General features: G+C 38.7%; 16 protein-coding genes and 1 pseudogene. 6 read left to right on the forward strand and 11 right to left on the reverse strand.

Annotated features, from left to right (window positions below; translation table 11 throughout):
• Positions 1–240 precede the first annotated feature (240 nt).
• Positions 241–1728: a carbon starvation CstA family protein gene (locus C3Z13_RS03760; protein ID WP_103855039.1), complete on the forward strand. Its 1488-nt coding sequence runs from the start codon at positions 241–243 to the stop codon at positions 1726–1728.
• Positions 1729–1792: 64 nt separating this feature from the next.
• Here C3Z13_RS03760 and C3Z13_RS03765 read toward each other — a convergent pair whose 3' ends face one another.
• Positions 1793–2860, reverse strand: coding sequence for a Gfo/Idh/MocA family protein (locus C3Z13_RS03765; protein ID WP_103852663.1), 1068 nt, complete (start codon positions 2858–2860; stop codon positions 1793–1795).
• Positions 2847–3563 (reverse strand): FadR/GntR family transcriptional regulator, encoded by a 717-nt coding sequence (locus C3Z13_RS03770; RefSeq protein WP_103855040.1) that lies wholly within the window; start codon positions 3561–3563, stop codon positions 2847–2849. Before C3Z13_RS03770 ends, C3Z13_RS03765 begins: the two co-directional genes overlap by 14 nt.
• Positions 3564–3719: 156 nt before the next feature.
• Here C3Z13_RS03770 and C3Z13_RS03775 point away from each other — a divergent pair, with 156 nt between their 5' ends.
• The 5 genes and pseudogenes from C3Z13_RS03775 to C3Z13_RS03795 all read left to right on the forward strand — a co-directional run bounded on the left by C3Z13_RS03775 (position 3720) and on the right by C3Z13_RS03795 (position 9208).
• Complete coding sequence (locus tag C3Z13_RS03775; protein ID WP_103852661.1) at positions 3720–4820, forward strand: ABC transporter ATP-binding protein; 1101 nt, start codon at positions 3720–3722, stop codon at positions 4818–4820.
• A 29-nt stretch (positions 4821–4849) separates the two neighbouring features.
• Positions 4850–6181 carry an ABC transporter substrate-binding protein gene (locus tag C3Z13_RS03780; RefSeq protein ID WP_245872532.1) on the forward strand — a complete coding sequence of 444 codons (1332 nt, stop codon included), beginning with the start codon at positions 4850–4852 and terminating at the stop codon, positions 6179–6181.
• 194 nt (positions 6182–6375) lie between these two features.
• Positions 6376–7254, forward strand: a complete 879-nt coding sequence (locus C3Z13_RS03785; protein WP_035685882.1) for a carbohydrate ABC transporter permease — start codon at positions 6376–6378, stop codon at positions 7252–7254.
• Position 7255: 1 nt separating this feature from the next.
• Entirely contained in the window at positions 7256–8089 is an 834-nt protein-coding gene (locus tag C3Z13_RS03790; protein ID WP_103855041.1) for a carbohydrate ABC transporter permease, read from the forward strand.
• Between the two features lie 20 nt (positions 8090–8109).
• Positions 8110–9208, forward strand: a pseudogene (locus tag C3Z13_RS03795) (Gfo/Idh/MocA family protein).
• 67 nt (positions 9209–9275) lie between these two features.
• Here C3Z13_RS03795 and C3Z13_RS03800 read toward each other — a convergent pair.
• The 9 genes from C3Z13_RS03800 to C3Z13_RS03845 form a co-directional block, all read right to left on the reverse strand.
• A complete protein-coding gene (locus tag C3Z13_RS03800; protein WP_103855042.1) occupies positions 9276–10190 on the reverse strand; it encodes a siderophore ABC transporter substrate-binding protein in 915 nt (304 codons plus the stop codon).
• A gap of 14 nt (positions 10191–10204) precedes the next feature.
• A complete protein-coding gene (locus tag C3Z13_RS03805; RefSeq protein ID WP_103855043.1) occupies positions 10205–10978 on the reverse strand; it encodes an iron ABC transporter ATP-binding protein in 774 nt (257 codons plus the stop codon).
• Positions 10969–11937 carry an iron chelate uptake ABC transporter family permease subunit gene (locus tag C3Z13_RS03810; protein WP_103855044.1) on the reverse strand — a complete coding sequence of 323 codons (969 nt, stop codon included), beginning with the start codon at positions 11935–11937 and terminating at the stop codon, positions 10969–10971. Before C3Z13_RS03810 ends, C3Z13_RS03805 begins: the two co-directional genes overlap by 10 nt.
• Entirely contained in the window at positions 11930–12886 is a 957-nt protein-coding gene (locus C3Z13_RS03815) for an ABC transporter permease (RefSeq protein WP_103855045.1), read from the reverse strand. Before C3Z13_RS03815 ends, C3Z13_RS03810 begins: the two co-directional genes overlap by 8 nt.
• A 170-nt stretch (positions 12887–13056) precedes the next feature.
• Entirely contained in the window at positions 13057–13614 is a 558-nt protein-coding gene (locus C3Z13_RS03820) for a tyrosine-protein phosphatase (RefSeq protein ID WP_103855046.1), read from the reverse strand.
• An 861-nt stretch (positions 13615–14475) separates the two neighbouring features.
• Entirely contained in the window at positions 14476–14745 is a 270-nt protein-coding gene (locus C3Z13_RS03830) for a hypothetical protein (protein WP_103855048.1), read from the reverse strand.
• 1210 nt (positions 14746–15955) lie between these two features.
• On the reverse strand, positions 15956–16594 hold the full coding sequence (locus C3Z13_RS03835) for a hypothetical protein (RefSeq protein ID WP_103855049.1): 639 nt from the start codon (positions 16592–16594) through the stop codon (positions 15956–15958).
• A gap of 108 nt (positions 16595–16702) precedes the next feature.
• The gene (locus C3Z13_RS03840) at positions 16703–17377 is read right to left on the reverse strand and encodes a hypothetical protein (protein ID WP_103855050.1); all 675 of its coding nucleotides are present in this window, start codon (positions 17375–17377) and stop codon (positions 16703–16705) included.
• A partial coding sequence (locus C3Z13_RS03845) for a bacteriophage T4 gp5 trimerisation domain-containing protein (protein ID WP_219827881.1) occupies positions 17352–18008 on the reverse strand: 657 nt, incomplete at its 5' end. The genes C3Z13_RS03845 and C3Z13_RS03840, both read right to left, overlap by 26 nt.

The following is an 18008-nucleotide window of genomic DNA, read 5'->3' on the forward strand; positions in this document are numbered from 1 at the left end:
AAGTGCGGTGAAAAATTCTGATATTTTTTATCGTTTAATAAATCATCACCTTATTTTTTATATTTACTCTCCTAAATACTCATAAATAAGTATATAGATCCAATTAGATGATCTTTTTTCTCAATCCCTGCATAAAAACTGTGCGGAAGATCACATAAACTGCAACAATATATTTACACTAGATTTACTCTTGTTAAACTTGCGCACGAAATTTTATGTTTAATTTTTATGAGGTTCTTTATGTTATGGTTTCTCTCTTGCGTAGCCTTACTTTTGTTGGGCTACTTTTTGTATGGTTCTGTGGTTGAACGCGTTTTTAAGATTAATCCAAACCGTGCAACACCTGCTCACACAATGGCAGACGGCGTGGATTATGTGCCGATGTCTAAAAAGAAAATCTGGCTTATCCAATTATTAAATATTGCAGGAACAGGCCCGATTTTTGGTCCAATCCTTGGTGCATTGTACGGACCTGTTGCAATGTTATGGATTGTGTTTGGTTGCATTTTTGCTGGAGCGGTACACGATTATTTCTGCGGAATGTTGAGTGTTCGCAATGGCGGTCAATCTGTGCCTAACCTCGCAGGGAAATATTTAGGCTCACCTGTTAAGCATTTTATGAATGCGCTCGCCCTCGTATTATTAATTCTTGTTGGGGTAGTATTCGTTATTTCACCAGCTAGCTTATTAACCAACCTAACGGTGGATAATGTGGGTGAAATGTTTAACTTAGAGATGAAAAGCACCTTATTAGTTTGGACGGCAATCATCTTTGGTTATTACATCATTGCAACCTTAGTACCTGTGGATAAAATTATTGGTCGTATTTACCCACTGTTCGGGGCGCTATTGCTATTTATGTCTTTCGGAATGTTATTTGCCTTATTGTTTGAAGATAAAGCCTTATTCCACACAGTTGGTGAGATGAGCTTCTCGAAATTCTTTGAAAATATGCATCCAAAAGATTTACCAATTTGGCCGTTAATTTTCGTGACTATTGCCTGTGGTGCGGTTTCAGGTTTCCACGCAACACAATCTCCATTAATGGCGCGTTGTATGGAAAATGAAACAGAAGGTCGTTTTGTTTTCTATGGTGCGATGATTGGTGAAGGTGTGATTGCTTTAATTTGGTGTATGGTAGGCTTAACTTTCTACGATAGCCCAGCATTAATGAATGATGCGATCACAGCTGGTACGCCTTCAAAAGTGGTGTATGATTCTGCCACCCATATGCTTGGCTATTTTGGTGGTATCTTAGCGGTTCTTGGTGTGGTGATTTTACCAATCACCTCTGGGGATACATCATTCCGTGCAGCACGTTTGATTATCGCTGAATTCTTCAAAATCGATCAACGAAACTTAGTAAAACGTTTAATGATTGCAATTCCATTATTCGTGCTAGGTTTCATTATTTCTAAACTTGATTTCCAAGTGATCTGGCGTTATTTCGGCTGGGCGAACCAAACTACCGCAATGGTAATGTTATGGACAGCTGCCGCTTATTTATACCGCTATCATAAATTCCACTGGATTTGTACTATTCCAGCGATCTTTATGACAATGGTATCAGCCACTTTCCTTGCTTACGCGAAAATCGGTTTAGGCTTAAGCTACGATGTATCTGTTTGGGTTGGCACAGGTTTAACAGTATTAGCAGTGATTTGTTTCTTTACTTTGTTAAAACCGATTGCTAACGGTGATCCTGATTCGGAAAGTGTTAAAAGCTAATTAAAAATACGCAAAAATTTAACCGCACTTAATTTATTTAAGTGCGGTTTTTTTTCTGAGAAATTTATCTATCAATATAAACCAAAGATTTATTTTGCATTGATCGCATTGCCGCACTGGCAATATAAACTGCGTTTGCAGGCAATTCGCTCAGTATGCTAGGTTTATCAGTTAATAAGTGCTGAAGAACGCTCTCAGCTTCCAGCTCAATCGCACGGGTCATCCAATAAGGGCAATGTTCGTTTGGTTGCCCGTATTTTTGAATGCCTTTGCTACTTTCACGCAATGAAAGATCGGCTTCAAATTCATTATACATATTGAAATGCTCTCGGTTGCCGTTAGCAAAGGTGAGTGTTACGGTTGAGGTAAAGAAATTGATGAGCATTGAGCCTAGTTCACCGTGAATAGCGATGTCCCATTTAGGCAAGCGATAGGCTGTACCCATTTCCAGCGAGCCGAATACGCCGTTTTTAAATTGGAGTAATAATTGAATAATGTCGTGATGATCGGGCGTTTCAAGGTGGGCACGATTGGTGGATTGAGCAAAAACAGCGTCCACTTCACCGATCAGCCACGCTAATAAATCCAGTTCATGAATTTCGTGAAAGAGTTTACCACCAGTGAGTTGAATATCATTTTTCCACCAATCTTTTTGATAAATTGGGTTGATCCAACGTTGGCGATTGGCTCGTACAACAGTAATTTTACCTAATCGTTGCTGAGTTAAAAATTGTTTGGCTTGTTGTAAACCGGGCAATACTCGTAAGCAATGCCCGACAAACAATGGGACATTTTTGGCTTTGGCTTGTTGGAGTAAATCCGTTGCGTCTTGTGCGTTGATGGTAAAAGGCGTTTCAATAAAAACCGCACAGCCTTGTTGAATGGCGATTTCGGCAAGCTGCCGATGGCTTTGATTATAGGTGGCAATCAAGACCAAATCGACTTTTTGTTGAGCCAATAAACTGGCTAAATCGGCGTAAGCAAAAGTGCGGTGCTTTTCTGCTAAGTTTTGTGCAAGATCAATTTGCAAATCGGTTACGCCCACGAGTTTGGCTGGGGATTGGTTAAAAATTGCGGCGAGCTGTTGTCCGAAAAAGCCACAGCCGACTAAAGCAACATTAATTTGATCCATTCTCTTTCTCCTTTTGTTGTAAGCGTTGGCGTAAGGCTCGGAAATAGCGTAACAGGGCGTGCTGAAAGCGATCGACTTCTCGGGCTTCAACAGCATCAACCCATTCTCGATATTGCAAAGCAACGTCCGTTGGTGAAAGTTGTGGTGGCGGTAAATTGGCTTCTTGCTGTTGAAAGATTTGCCAAAAGGCATCTAAATATTGCAACAATAAGGGGTTTTTAATGGCTTGATAAGTTTGCAGATGAATTTGATATTCCAGTTCCAGTGAAAATTGCTCTTTGCGTGCAAGCCGTTGTAACTCAAGGCTCATTGACTGCAATTCCTCAATGTGGCGTTCATTGATATGGGCAATGGCAAGGGGAGCAAAACCGTATTGTAAAATTTCCCGTACATCTAAAATATCTAGCAGATATTTCATATTATTCTGCAAATGTAGCTGAGTATGAAAGGCGAGACTGTGGATCATCGGGGTGAGCGAAGAGGGGCTAATGAATGTGCCGACACCGTGTCGAATATCTAAAATATGCAAGGCTTCCAATGATTTAATCGCTTCACGCAAGCTAGAACGGCTAACAGCTAAGGTTTCCATTAGCTCATTTTCCGTAGGCATTAAATCCCCTTCTTTTAAGCCACGATCTAAAATCAGTTGCTTAATTTCTTCTTGTAAAGCGAGATTTTTCACTTTTTTTTCAGATTTTGTCATTTTTGTGATCTCTATCGCAGAAATATTGTACAGAATAAGACATCATATATCTAAATTTAAGACATCTGATGTCTTATCTCTTAATTGATTAAATAGTAACTTATTTTAATGGCATTGTCAGTGAATAATTGAACAATTAAACCAAAAGGAGAGATTATGGCAACACTTTCTCTAACACATATCTATAAACGCTATCGCAATGGTTTTGAGGCGGTGAAAGATTTTAATCTTGAGGTGGCAGATAAAGAATTTATCGCGTTAGTTGGACCTTCGGGTTGTGGAAAATCAACCACATTGCGAATGATCGCAGGGCTGGAAGCCATTTCAGAAGGGGATTTTTATATTGACGATCGCCGTGTCAATGAGGTTGAGCCAAAGGATCGGGATATTGCGATGGTGTTTCAGTCTTATGCCCTTTATCCACATATGACGGTTTATGAAAATATGGCATTTGCCTTGAAGTTACGCAATGTTGCCAAAGCGGAAATCGATCGCAAAGTGCGTGAAGCGGCAGCCATACTTGGGCTAGATGGTTTACTAGATCGTAAACCGAAAGCCTTATCAGGTGGGCAACGGCAGCGAGTGGCATTAGGACGCACCATTGTTCGTTCACCAAAAGTATTTTTGATGGACGAGCCTTTGTCCAATCTTGATGCCAAGCTACGCAGTAATATGCGGGCGGAGATCATTCGCATTCATAAAAAACTCAATGCCACCACCATTTATGTCACGCACGATCAAACGGAAGCGATGACAATGGCGGATCGCATTGTGGTGATGAATGCGGGCGTAGTGCAACAAATCGGATCGCCAAAAGCAATTTATGATCGTCCAGCCAATTTGTTTGTGGCAGGCTTTATTGGGGCACCAACGATGAATTTTTTAAAAGGGCGGTTGGAAAATCGGGCGTTTTTGACCGCAGATCAGCAGCAATTAGCCATTCCTGACGAGATTTGGCAGCACTTAGTGGCATTGGGTAAGGAGCATCAAGAGGTTATTTTAGGCATTCGCCCTGAAAATATTACTAACGAACCGCTGTTGCTTGGCTCTTATCAAAATGCAAGGGTAACTGCTCCCGTTTATGTGGCGGAATTGCTTGGTGCGGAATATATCGTGCATACCCGACTAGGTGAGCAACCCATTAAAGCGATTGTTCATTCACGACAAAAAATTGAAATGGAACAACAAATTACTTTAGCCTTTGATATGAAACGGGCACATTTTTTTGATCCAATCAGCGAGCAAGCGTTGTTTTAATTGCTTCTCCGATAACAATGAGGTGAATTATGAAACTGAAAAAATTATTAACCGTAGCCGCATCGGTGGTGTTAGGTGCGTTAGTGCTAAATGGTTGTAAAGATGAAAAACAGGTAGCGAGTTCGGTGGCAACAAATGATCCTGCTGAATTAGCGGGCAATATCACGATGTGGCATTCTTTTACACAAGGCCCACGCTTAGAAGTGATCCAACAAGCCGCAAATGACTTTATGCAGAAAAATCCAAAAGTGCGGATCAAAATTGAGACATTTTCGTGGAATGATTTTTATACTAAATGGACAACGGGATTAGCTTCGGGCAATGTGCCTGATTTAAGCTCCGCCTTGCCGAATCAAGTGATCGAAATGATCAATGTTGATGCCCTTACGCCGATTAATGATGTGATTGATAAAATTGGGCGTGATCGCTTTTCTGCTAATGCGATTAAAGAGGGGACGGTGGGGGAAAATAATTATTCCATTCCGCTTTATTCACACGCTAAAGTGCTTTGGGTTCGCAAAGATTTGTTAGAGAAAAATGGCTTGAGCGTGCCACAAACGTGGGAAGAGCTTTATCAAGCGGCGAAAGCTTTAACCAAAGATGGCGTTTATGGGCTTTCTGTGCCGATGGGAACGAATGATTATGTGGCAACAATTTTCCTTGATCTTTATATCCGAAGCGGTGGCGGTACGTTGTTGAGCAAAGATCATAAAGTGGATTTGACTAGCCCATTAGCCCAAGAAGCGATTAATTATTGGGTGAAAATGTACAAAGAAACTTCACCGAAAGATGCCGTAAACTACAACATTTTGCAACAAGCGACCTTATATTATCAAGGCAAAGCGGCGTTTGATTTCAATTCGGGCTTCCATATTGGTGGGGTGCAAGCGAACTCACCTGATCTTTTGCCTTATATTGATGCCTATCCAGTACCAAAACGGAATATTAATGATCCGCAAGGTGCGTCTGAAACCTTGAGTTTTCCGCTTGTGGTATGGAAAAACTCAAAACACCCAGAGATCGCTAAAGCCTTTATCGAAAGCATTTACCAAAAAGATCGCTATATTCAGTTCTTAAATGCCGTGCCAGTCGGAATGTTGCCAGCGGTTACGGGCGTTGATGACGACCCTGCCTATAAAGATTTACCGATTCGCCAAGAATTTAAACACGCGGAGAAAGTGATCCAAGAGGCGGTGAATCTTGGTTCTGCGATTGGTTATGAGTATGGCCCAAATGTATATGCAGGCTTGCTGACGAACCAACATATTATTGAAGCGATGTTCCAAGATATTGTGGTGAATGGCACAGAGCCGATGGTGGCAGCGAAAAAAAGCAGAGCAACAGCTCAACACCTTATTTGAAACCATTTCGCAATAAGAATTAGGGGCGGTTCGCCGCCCGATTCATAGTCGTTTGATTTCAAAATAATACTGCGTTACTTCGCCCTGCTGTACTCTTGTACTGTCTACGGCTTGTTGCCTTGTCTTATTTTGAACTTAAACGACTACAAAAACAAACGACTACGCACATTCTCAATAATTGAGAAGGAGGCTTTATGTATCAAAAAAACTATACAAGATGGATTTTTGTGTTGCCAGCGATGATTGTGGTTTCGGTGCTGTTTGTGTATCCCTTCCTCTCGAGCATCTTTTATAGCTTTACCAACAAAAATCTGATTATGCCGAATTGGAAGTTTGTCGGTTTTGATAATTACATTGCTGTGATCAATGATCCTAATTTCTGGCTGGCATTCTCCCATTCGATTTTATGGACGCTTTTTTCTCTCGTGGGACAAGTGCTAGTTGGCTTTGCCCTCGCAATGGCATTGCATCGCATTCGTCATCTACAATGGCTTTATAAAATCCTTTTGATTATTCCTTGGGCGTTTCCAACTATCGTGATTGCCTTTTCGTGGCAATGGATCTTAAACGGCGTTTATGGCTATTTGCCGAATATTTTAGTGCAATTAAATCTGATGGAAATTGCACCGCACTTTCTTTCTGATAGCACTTGGGCGTTTATCAGTTTGGTGTTTATTAACGTTTGGTTTGGTGCACCACTGATTATGGTGAATGTTCTATCCGCCTTGCAAACCGTACCACAAGAACAATACGAAGCGGCTAAGATTGACGGTGCGAATGCGTGGCAAGTGTTCCGCCATATTACGCTGCCACATATCAAAGTGGTGATTGGATTATTAGTGGTGTTACGCACGGTTTGGGTGTTTAATAACTTTGACATTATCTACCTCATCACGGGTGGTGGGCCAGCTAACTCAACAATGACATTACCAATCTATGCTTACAATATGGGCTGGGGAACTAAAATGCTCGGACGCTCTTCAGCGGTAACCGTGCTGTTGTTCCTTTTCCTACTGTTAGTTTGTTTTATCTATTTCAAAGTGATTAGCCGTTGGGAAAAAGAGGGGGAATAAAATGAAAACGAAAAAATCAATGTTAGGTGATATTGCCGCACATCTTTTCCTCATTATCACCACGATTATTGCGGTGTTTCCCTTAGTGTGGATTATGATTTCATCGGTTAAAGGCAAAGGAGAACTTACCAGCGAGCCAACAAGGTTCTTGCCAAAAATCTTTACGTTGGATTATTTTGAACACGTTATCAATGACTTACATTTCATCGTTAATATTAAAAATAGTCTGTTTATCGCCTTAATCACCACGCTGATTGCGATTGTTATCTCGGCAATGGCAGCTTACGGTATCGTACGATTTTTCCCAAAATTGGGAGCTGTAATGTCGAAATTGTTGGTTACCACTTATATTTTTCCACCGATTCTGCTTGCCATTCCTTATTCCATCGCAATGGCAAAAGTGGGATTAACCAACACAATGGCAGGGCTGATTGTGGTCTATCTCTCATTTAGTGTGCCTTATGCGGTGTGGTTATTGGTGGGCTTTTTCCGTACCGTACCGATCGAAATTGAAGAAGCCGCACGCATTGATGGGGCAAATAAATTCACCGTATTCTTCAAAATTGTATTACCGCTGGTTGCACCCGGCATTGTGGCAACCGCCATTTACACCTTTATTAATGCGTGGAATGAGTTTTTATATGCCCTCATTCTCGTCAATGACACCAGCAAAATGACGGTGGCAGTGGCATTGCGTTCATTAAACGGGGCAGAAATCTTAGATTGGGGCGATATGATGGCGGCTTCCGTATTGGTTGTGTTGCCATCAGTGCTGTTCTTCACCTTTATTCAAAACAAAATTGCAGGTGGGCTTTCAGAAGGCTCAGTCAAATAACATTTATTGAGGAAAATAATATGAAAAATTATGCAGTCATTGGAGTCGGCTATTTTGGTGCAGATTTAGCCAGAATTATGAATGAAACCAAATGCACGGGTAACGGTGGTTTATGATCCTGAAAACGGAACCGCCGTTGCACAAGAATTGGGCTGTGATGAAGCCCATTCTTTAGAAGCAGCGATTAATCGCCCTGATGTGGATTGTGTCATCGTGGCAACGCCAAATTATTTACACAAAGAACCCGTTTTACTGGCGGCAAAATATAAAAAACACGTTTTTTGCGAAAAGCCCATTGCATTAAGCTATCAAGATTGTGATGAAATGGTGCGAGCTTGTGAAGATAATGGCGTGATTTTTATGGCAGGGCATATTATGAATTTCTTCAATGGCGTGCATTATGCCAAAGAATTGATTAATCAAGGGGTGATTGGCAAAGTGCTTTATTGCCACACCGCACGCAATGGTTGGGAAGATTTACAACCGAATGTGTCGTGGAAGAAAGTGCGGTCGAAATCGGGCGGACATTTGTATCATCATATCCACGAATTAGATTGTGTGCAGTTTTTAATGGGGGGAATGCCGAAAACGGTAACGATGACAGCAGGTAACGTGGCTCATCAAGGCGAAGGGTTTGGTGATGAAGATGATATGTTATTTGTGAATATGGAATTTGAAGACGGGCGATTTGCGGTATTAGAGTGGGGATCGGCGTTTCGCTGGGGAGAGCATTATGTGTTAATTCAAGGGGAAAAAGGGGCGATTAAGCTGGATATGTTCCACTGTGGCGGCACGTTACGAGTGGACGGCAAAGACAGCCATTTCTTAATCCACGAAAGCCAAGAAGAAGACGATGACCGCACGCGTATTTATATGGGAACCGAAATGGACGGAGCAATTCAATACGGTCACCCCGGCAAACGCACGCCACTGTGGCTTAACTCTGTCATGCGAAAAGAAATGAAATACTTAAACGATATTATGCACGGTATGAAACCAAGCCAAGAATTTGAGAAATTATTGACAGGAGAGGCAGCAAGAGCGGCGATTGCCACTGCGGATGCTTGTACAAAATCTCGTTATGAAAATCGTAAGGTGGAAGTGCGAGAAGTGATGTAGAGAGATAAATATTTCCCCCTTTTAAGGGGGAAATTTATATAGTCCAGTTTGTTATAAGAAAAATCTCTTATTTTTCCACCGCACTTTTTACTTCATCAATCATAATGCCCATACTTTCCAGCCCTCCGAAAGTTAAGTACCAATTTGCTGCGTTTAAGTAAACAATGTGGTTATTTTTATAGGCTTGGGTTTGCTGGATAATGGCGTTGTCTAACACGGTTTTTGCGTTGTTGGCTTTATCGGTAATGGCTGCGGTGCGATCGACGACCAACAAATAATCTGGATTTTTCTCTAGCACATATTCAAAGCCAATGCTCATTCCGTGGGTGGACGATTTGATGTTTTTATCAATTGGGGTGAAGCCAAATCCGCTGTACACAATGCCATAGCGTGAGTTTTCGCCAAAGGCACTTATACGGCTTTCATTGACTAAAGCGAGTAGGGCGGTTTTGCCTTTGGTTTTCTCGGCAAGGGCTTTCATTTGCTTGTCTAGCTGTGCCAGTTTTTCATTGGCCAGTTGCTGTTTATTAAAAATTTGTACAAAGGCGTGGATATTTTGTTGAAAACTTGGATAGAAATTGGCGTAATCCACTTTCACGAAAAACACGGGGGCAATTTCTTTTAAGCGATCCAACACCTTTTCTTGGCGACCTGTGGCGATGATCAGATCAGGGTGAAGATCATTGATTTTCTCAAAGTCGGGTTCTGGTGGCACGCCAACGCTTGGGTAATTTTCTTTGCCAAATTCACTCAAATAGTCAGGTACTTTTCCCGCGTTGCTAATGCCGACAATGCTGTCTTTCGCCCCTAAGGCACGAATGGTATCCACCGCAGAAAAATCAAGCACCACCACACGCTTAGGGTTTTGTGGCACAACTTGTTTGCCCGCGGCGTTTTCTACCGTGATGTCTGCCGCATTGGCGCTGGCAACACCGAGTAACGCACAAAGGCTAAGGGCAAGGGTTGATAAGGTTTTTTTCATAGCATACTCCTGTATTAAGCTGATTGATGTCGAAAATACACAGCAATTTTATGCTGATTAATTTGTTGAATTGGAATTGGCATATCATAAATGCTGGCTAAAATCGGCTCTTGCATCATTGTGGCAACGTCCCCTTGATGTACCAATTTGCCGTCTTTCATTGCGATAATGTAATCGGAATAGCAAGACGCAAAATTAATATCGTGGATCACAATCACCACGGTTTTATTTAATTCTTTGGTGAGCTTGTGTAGCACCTGCATAATTTGCACGGAATGTTTCATATCCAAATTATTCAGCGGTTCATCAAGCAAAATATAATCGGTATCTTGCGCCAAGGTCATTGCAATGTAAGCGCGCTGACGCTGCCCACCGCTGAGCTGATTGATATATTGATGACGAAACTCGCCTAAATCCATATATTCAATGGCATTATCAATAAAAGTGCGGTCGTTTTTGGTTAAATTTCCTTGGCTATAAGGAAAACGTCCAAAAGCAACTAATTCTTCCACCGTTAAACGCAAATTAATGTGGTTGGATTGTTTCAAAATAGAAAGCTGCTTGGCAATGTCGCTGCTTTTTTGTTGATCTAACGGCACGCCATTTAGGCTCACTGTACCGCTATCGGCGCGCAGTAAACGGCTGATAATGGCAAGCACCGTGCTTTTTCCTGCACCATTTGGGCCAATAAAAGAGGTGATTTTTCCACGCGGAATGCTTACCGAAAGGTTATCCACCACTTTTTTCGTGCCATAGGTTTTATGAATATTTTTAATTTCTATTGCCATTTTTTATTTGCTCTTAATAACAGATAGAGGAAATACGCCCCACCGACAAAATTCACAATGATGCTTAGGGTTGTATTAAAAGTGAAAACTTGGGAAACCAATAATTGCCCGAAAACAAGGGTGATCACCGCAATCAACATTGCTGCGGGGATTAACACCGCGTGGCGATAAGTGCGAATAAATTCAAAGGTAACGTTCATTACCAATAAGCCTAAGAAGGTTAAAGGCCCAACAAGTGCGGTGGAAATTGAAGTCAAAATTGCCACGACAATGAGTAACCGTTTAGTAATCGCCAGATAATCTACGCCTAAGTTAATCGCCTGTTCACGCCCAAGGGCAAGCACATCAAAATAACGCACATAACGCAGGGTATAAAGAATGGTGGCGAGCAAGCCAGCCAGTGCGATCCATAAAATATCAACATTGATGCGGTTAAAACTGGCAAAGCCAATATCTTGCGCGATCTGAAATTCATTCGGATCGATCAGCACTTCCATAAATGAGGTTAAGCTTTGGAAAAATGTACCAAAAATGATCCCCACTAAAAGCAGGAAAAACAGGCTTTGCTGCTCCGTTTTAAATAGAAAATGATATAGCCCCATTGCGAATAAAATCATCAAACCAGTGCAAGCAAAAAATAACACAATGGGGTTCATTGAGGTTAAGGTGCTAGACCCAAAGAGAAAAATAATCAGGGTTTGAATAAGTAAATAAAGGCTATCCAAGCCCAAAATACTTGGCGTTAAAATGCGATTATTCACAATAGTTTGAAAGATCATTGTCGCCAGTGCAATGGCCACGCCCGTCATTACAATGGCAAGCACGGCAAGGGCGCGGTTGTATAAGGCATATTCCCAACGGCTAGGCAGATGATAGAACACATACAGCACCACGCTCAGCAAGGCAAAAATACTGAGTAAAATCAACGATTTTTTAGGATTATAGAAACGCTTAGCCATTTTGAATCCTTTGTTTTAACAGCATATAAAGAAAAATGGCACTGCCGAACACGCCCACAATGGCGTTAATGGAAATTTCGTAAGGATAAATCAGCGAACGCCCTAAAATATCACAAAAAAGCACAAAAACAGCACCCAGTAGCGCGGTGTGAGAAAGCACTTTTTTCAAATTATCGCCTAAATAAAGGGTAACAATATTAGGGATAATCAGCCCGAGAAAGGGAATCACTCCCACAGAGACAATAATGATCGATGATACCGTTGCCACAATCGCTAAGCCTAAATACAGCACTTGCTGATAGTTCAAACCGAGATTAACGGCAAAGTCTTGCCCTATTCCCACAATAGAAAAGCGATTGGCAAACACATAGGCAAGAACAAGTGCTGGCACGCTGAAATATAACATTTCATAACGCCCAGCCATCACTAAAGAAAAATCCCCTTGCAACCAACCAGAGAGATTTTGCAACAGATCTTGTTGGTAGGCGATAAAAGCGGTGATCGAGCTAATAATATTGCCAAACATAAGGCCCACCAACGGCACGAAAATGGTATCTTTAAATTTGAGGCGAGAGAGTAGCGTCATAAACAATAACGTACCGAGAAAAGAAACCAGAATCGCCACGCTGGTTTTGAGCAACATTGACGCAGAAGGAAACAGTAACATTGCAATTAAAATGCCAAGCCTTGCACTGTCCATTGTGCCTGCTGTGGTTGGGGATACAAAACGATTGCGACTCAACTGCTGCATCACCAAACCACAAATACTTAATGATGATCCTGCAATTAAAATACTCACCAAACGCGGCACACGACTGATTAAAAAGATCTGCCACTGGGCGTAATCAAAGGCCAGCAAGCCTTGCAAATTAACCGTACTCACACCCAAAAACAGCGAAATACCCGAAAGCAACAATAATAAGATAAACAAATAACGGCGTTTAACCATATTAATAGAATTTACAAATGAGAATAATTAGCATAATTATGCCAAATATTATCACGTCAGGGCTGTACTGCAAAGGAAAATCAAAGTGCGGTGTAAAAAATTGATCAGCACCCCAAAAGTTGAACTAAGAGGCCAACTTATTAAGCGCAGATTTTTGTTAAAAGCTTGTGCTAGTTTTTATTCATTCTTAATTGAATTAGGTTTTCTCTAATTTGATTAATATTATCTGGGGTAAAAAATCTTTCGATGTTTTTCCAAATTGAGTGGAATCCATACGGACCTTCAATCATTTCTCGTTTTGCTTCGTTAAGCTCCCAATTTTGATATATGATTCGATACATAGCAGAAATTAGACCTGTACGATCTGCGCCATGATAACAATGCACTAATACCGCGCCTTGATTTTGTGCTTGTTCAATTTCCCATAGTACATTGGCGACTTCTTTAGGAGTTATTGCCCAAGAAAGTAATGGTGTATTGATAAGTTTTAAATTGGTATGCTGAAAAGCATTCTTGTCTTCATTACGATTAAAAAAACGTAAATTGACAATGGTTTTTATATTGTATTTTTGAATTAAATTATAGTTTTCTGAGGTGAGTTGCTCACTACGAAATAATTTATTATCTATGTTATAAAGGTTTGTTTCTTGGTTCTGCAATACAGCCCAATGCTGTGTATTCTGCGGTGTTTCCGTAGGCGTAGTTGTACAGGAAGAAATAAGTAACATTAAAATGATTATATAAATTTTTTTTCATAGATATGCTTTAGTTCCTAATTTGGTTGGTTTGTTTTTACCTTAGTTAAAGGTGGCTTATATAGAAGTTTTAACTTCTACAGTATTCATTTTATCTTTGAATTTTTATTATCTCTCTTGCATATTTTTATTAATCTTTTTGTTTCTATTTTGATTATGAGTAATAGATAGCAGACTTCAGAATATAATATATAACAAGTGGCCATGCTGACAGTATATAGAACATAATAAAGTTCCTCATTGGAATGACGTTTTTGGGTTGATTTAAACATAAGAAAAATAAAAAAATAGGAGTAATCCATAAGTAATATATTTTAATATTGGGTTTGTAAATAAGTTTTCTAGAGAAAGTCTATAACCTTCATCTTTCTTTTTTTCTTTATAAATTAGTAGGCTGTCATTAAAAAATTTATCGTCATCTATCATTATTACATAACCAGTTGCAATAAAAAATAAAAAAGTAACATGTATGATATATTAAAATATAATTCTGGGTGTAGAAAGAAAACAGCAATATGTAGCGGAAGGAACATAAAGATAAATTTAACGCCAAAGCCAAGAAAAGTAGAATGTAAATACATTAAAGTAATGATATGTTTTTTTCTTTTTAAATATTTGGTGATGAAATAATATCCTCCTATACATAAAAATCAAATATAACCAGATAAAAAGTTAAATAGGTTTTCTCTGTATTAGGAATATTTAAGTCGATAGCAAGAAGCATTATAATGTGCAGAAAAATTATAAATAATAAGGCTAGGAAAGTAAATTTTAACGGGAAAGGTATTTCTCCATGTATATTGAAAATGTATTTATTTTCTCTATTAAAATATTTTATTCCCATATTTTCTCCTTAATATGATTAACTGATTTGTTTATAAAATAGCCTGTAATAACTATTACTGCTCCACCAATAAGAAAAACTATTGCAGCATGAGGAGTTCTAATCACCGCTATTAGTAAAGGTGTTAGTATAGATCTTATTGATACAGTAGCCATTCCGCCCAAAAAAGATAATCCAATTCTTCCTAATAACTCTACAATATCTCGACTCCCTGATTCATCCAACATCACTGTATCATAATCCAAAATGACATCAATCACGAATCCTGTTACGGCTAATGGGCCGGAGAAATTTGTTTTAGCTAATGATTTGATGGATAGTACTTCTTTTGCGGATAGCCAAACCCGTTTAATATTTTTACTAATATGAAGCCCTCCGGTTATACCTTTTAATTTTTCATGCGCTAATCCCGCATATCTAAATCCAAAAGCAGGAGTTTTCCTTTAAATACAATGGCTAAATATCCGTTTATCCATTTTACTTCGACTTTATGATTTATTGCTTTTATCCAATGTTTATTTTCTAATGTGTAATCAATTGTATCTTTAACTAAAGTCATGTCATCGTTAGAGTAATATTGGAGAATCTCTATAAGCTCCTTATATTCTTTATCTTCAAGGATATGTTCTAATTCCCTTACTTCAACTGTTTGTGCTGTTTTATAGCGCTCGACTGGTGTTCCAAAAGGATAGTATTGTAAGGGGATTTTTGAGAGATTAGACTGATTTTGACTTTAAATAACTCAATCTATTATTTTTTATTAGTTTTTTCTTTTGTTTAAATAGGTTTTTATTATTATTCCCCAGTAACAAATAGTTGGATATATAAAGGTAGTGGTGAATAACATTATGCCAGTAGAATAATAGATGTCATATTTTTGATTAAATCTCACTATGAAATAAAAAGGAATTAATGCTGTTGATGGAAGAAACCAAATTAAGAAAACATGTTATTCCACTGTAGTAGTTTTGGTAATGAGTAATCATTTATAAATAGCGTCTCGTTATTCTTCTCTTCTTTTTTAACCAATGTTTTTTACTTCTTTCTATGAGATTGTTATCATTATATTCATATGTATAGAGAAAAGATATAAAGAGAGTGAGTGATAAGTATAGAAGAAAGAATATTAAAAAATATTTGTTGTTGATAATCTGAATTAAAACAGTTGGGAAAAACAAGATGAAAGTTGTGGTTGGCATGTTGAAAAAATGCACTTCTTATAATCATGGAGGGTATTACCTTGCCATTTTTATTCAGGAAATTAAGTAGTAGATAAAAACATGAAAGGTATATCCCCTCAAATGTTACATATGTATAAAGTATGTGCTTTAATCGGCCATGTTCAAAGCTATTATATATAATTAACTGATGTGAAAATACAAATGTAAACATCATAAAAAATGCAATTAAAGAGTATTTAGATATTCTATTATGGGGTAATAATATTATTTTTGATTTGCTCATACTATGTTACTCAAATGCTTTGTGTAGAATGATTTTTCCTTGGTTAGAAACTTTGGAGTATATTATAGATATGGCTGTTATAATTAGTGCGCCGCCCATAATAACAAAGAATATTGGTATTGTCGTAGTTACAGTAGCTAATCCAGCCATAATGGTTGATATTATAAAGGAAGATGAATAATATCCTAAAATAGCAGATATTAAATTAATGCCAACCATTCCAAGCAATTCAACAATACTTTTTGACCCTTCTTGAGAATTCATAATATCTTCATAATCTCCCCATACATCTAAGAAAAATGCAAGAGTCGACAATTTGCTAAAAGTTCCTTTTAATGTGTTAGATAAATTTGTTACTTCTTGGAATGCGAATTTCGTTCTTGTCATATTTTTACTGATATGAAAACCTCCTAAACTGGAATAGCTCTTACTAGATAGTCCTCCACTAGGCAAAGGGGCTGGGATACTTTCTTTAAATGCAATACAAACGTATCCTTTAACCCATTTTATCTGAATTTTTCTATTAGATAGAGAAAGTAACTTTTTATTAGATGAAAGATAATCAATAGTCGGATAGATTAATCCATAGTATTGCAAAATATTTTCTAATTCATCATATTCTCCTTGTTTTAAAATTAGTTTCAATTCATCTAATTCATTTAATGAAATCTCTTGAGCGATTTTATATTTATGGGCAATACTTCCATAAGGATCAATTGATAGAGGAACATTGATTTTATTTTGAATATTTTCTTAGGTTCTAAAAATGAATACACCAACTTCCTCAGGTTCATTTTTGATGCAAGCATAACCATTATCTTTCCATAATTCATCAAAAGCCTGAAGAACGCGTTCAGGTTGATAGAGGGGGTTAAATACATCCTGATGATTAAATTGATCAAGCGTTTTTACCCATTTATAAGCACTTTGTTGATGGTCCTTATGAATGCCATGTAGTTGATTAATGTCGGGCACATCTGAAAATCCAATATACATAGGCTCTAGCCATAAATCTGGTTTTTCTATTTCTTCGGTCTGAATGCCTATTCTGGTGGTTTTGTATCGTCCCAGTTCTTTATCTTTTGAGCGAACAATAAATGTGCCATCAAAAAATCGGCTCACTTGGACACGGTAGGGAATGCCTTGATTTGAAATAGAGAAGTTACCATGTATTAATTTCTTGGTTTGTTTATCATAAACGGCATTGAGTCTAAAATTGTTACTATCTTTTTCACTTGGGAGAATTTCAACGGTTAAATCCGTAAATAATTTCGTTTGGAAGTTGAACACAACTTCTTGTACAGAGCCTAATAAAATAGTGTAATCACAAGAACGAGCGAGCTTTTCAACAGGTTCTCCAGGTAAGAAAATATAACGAACTTCTTTTCTTCTTGTTGAAGTTTCATTGTGATGCGCTGCTGATGACATCTACTTTTTCTCCCTTGTTGCTGAGTTGCAGTAAAAAGTTGAGACTCGTGTCTTCTATCTCTATTTTCCCTTGGCTATCTGCAGTAAGTTGAAGCGACTGACCCGATTTAGAGGGGGTGAGGGTGATTTCTTCTCCTTGTGGGGATTTTCCATAGATATCTGCATATTTTGTAAAGTCATTTTTTTTATCTTGATATTGCGATTGGTTTGAGGCTAATTCGACTTCTGTCTCCTGCATCCCAATATGCACGCCATCCAACCAAATCCCTTCTTCATTCATCAAAATCGTGTTTTTACCAAAGCGAAGGAGAATCTTTTCATTGTCCATCGTCAGGCTGGTTTGTTTGCCCACTTCAAGCTCAATGCGGTCGTGAGCGTAGTTGAAAATCTCTTTCGCTTGGATAGCTTTAAGTAAGCTGATGGTTTCAAGATTGTTTCCCGCTAAGACGGTTTTGATGTCATTACCGGTGGTGATTTGGGTGGTTCTGCCTTGGTCAATTTGAGTACGTTGGTTACCGTTAACCGTTAAAGTGCGGTGGTTTTCGATGTGATTTTTTTGGTCATGTTTAACAAGGGTTGTCATATCCTTTTCAGCGTGTAGGGCAAATAACTCATGGGGCTGTAGTAGATT

This window comes from Avibacterium endocarditidis, assembly GCF_002921145.1.
In the GTDB taxonomy this organism is placed as follows: Bacteria; Pseudomonadota; Gammaproteobacteria; order Enterobacterales; family Pasteurellaceae; genus Avibacterium; species Avibacterium endocarditidis.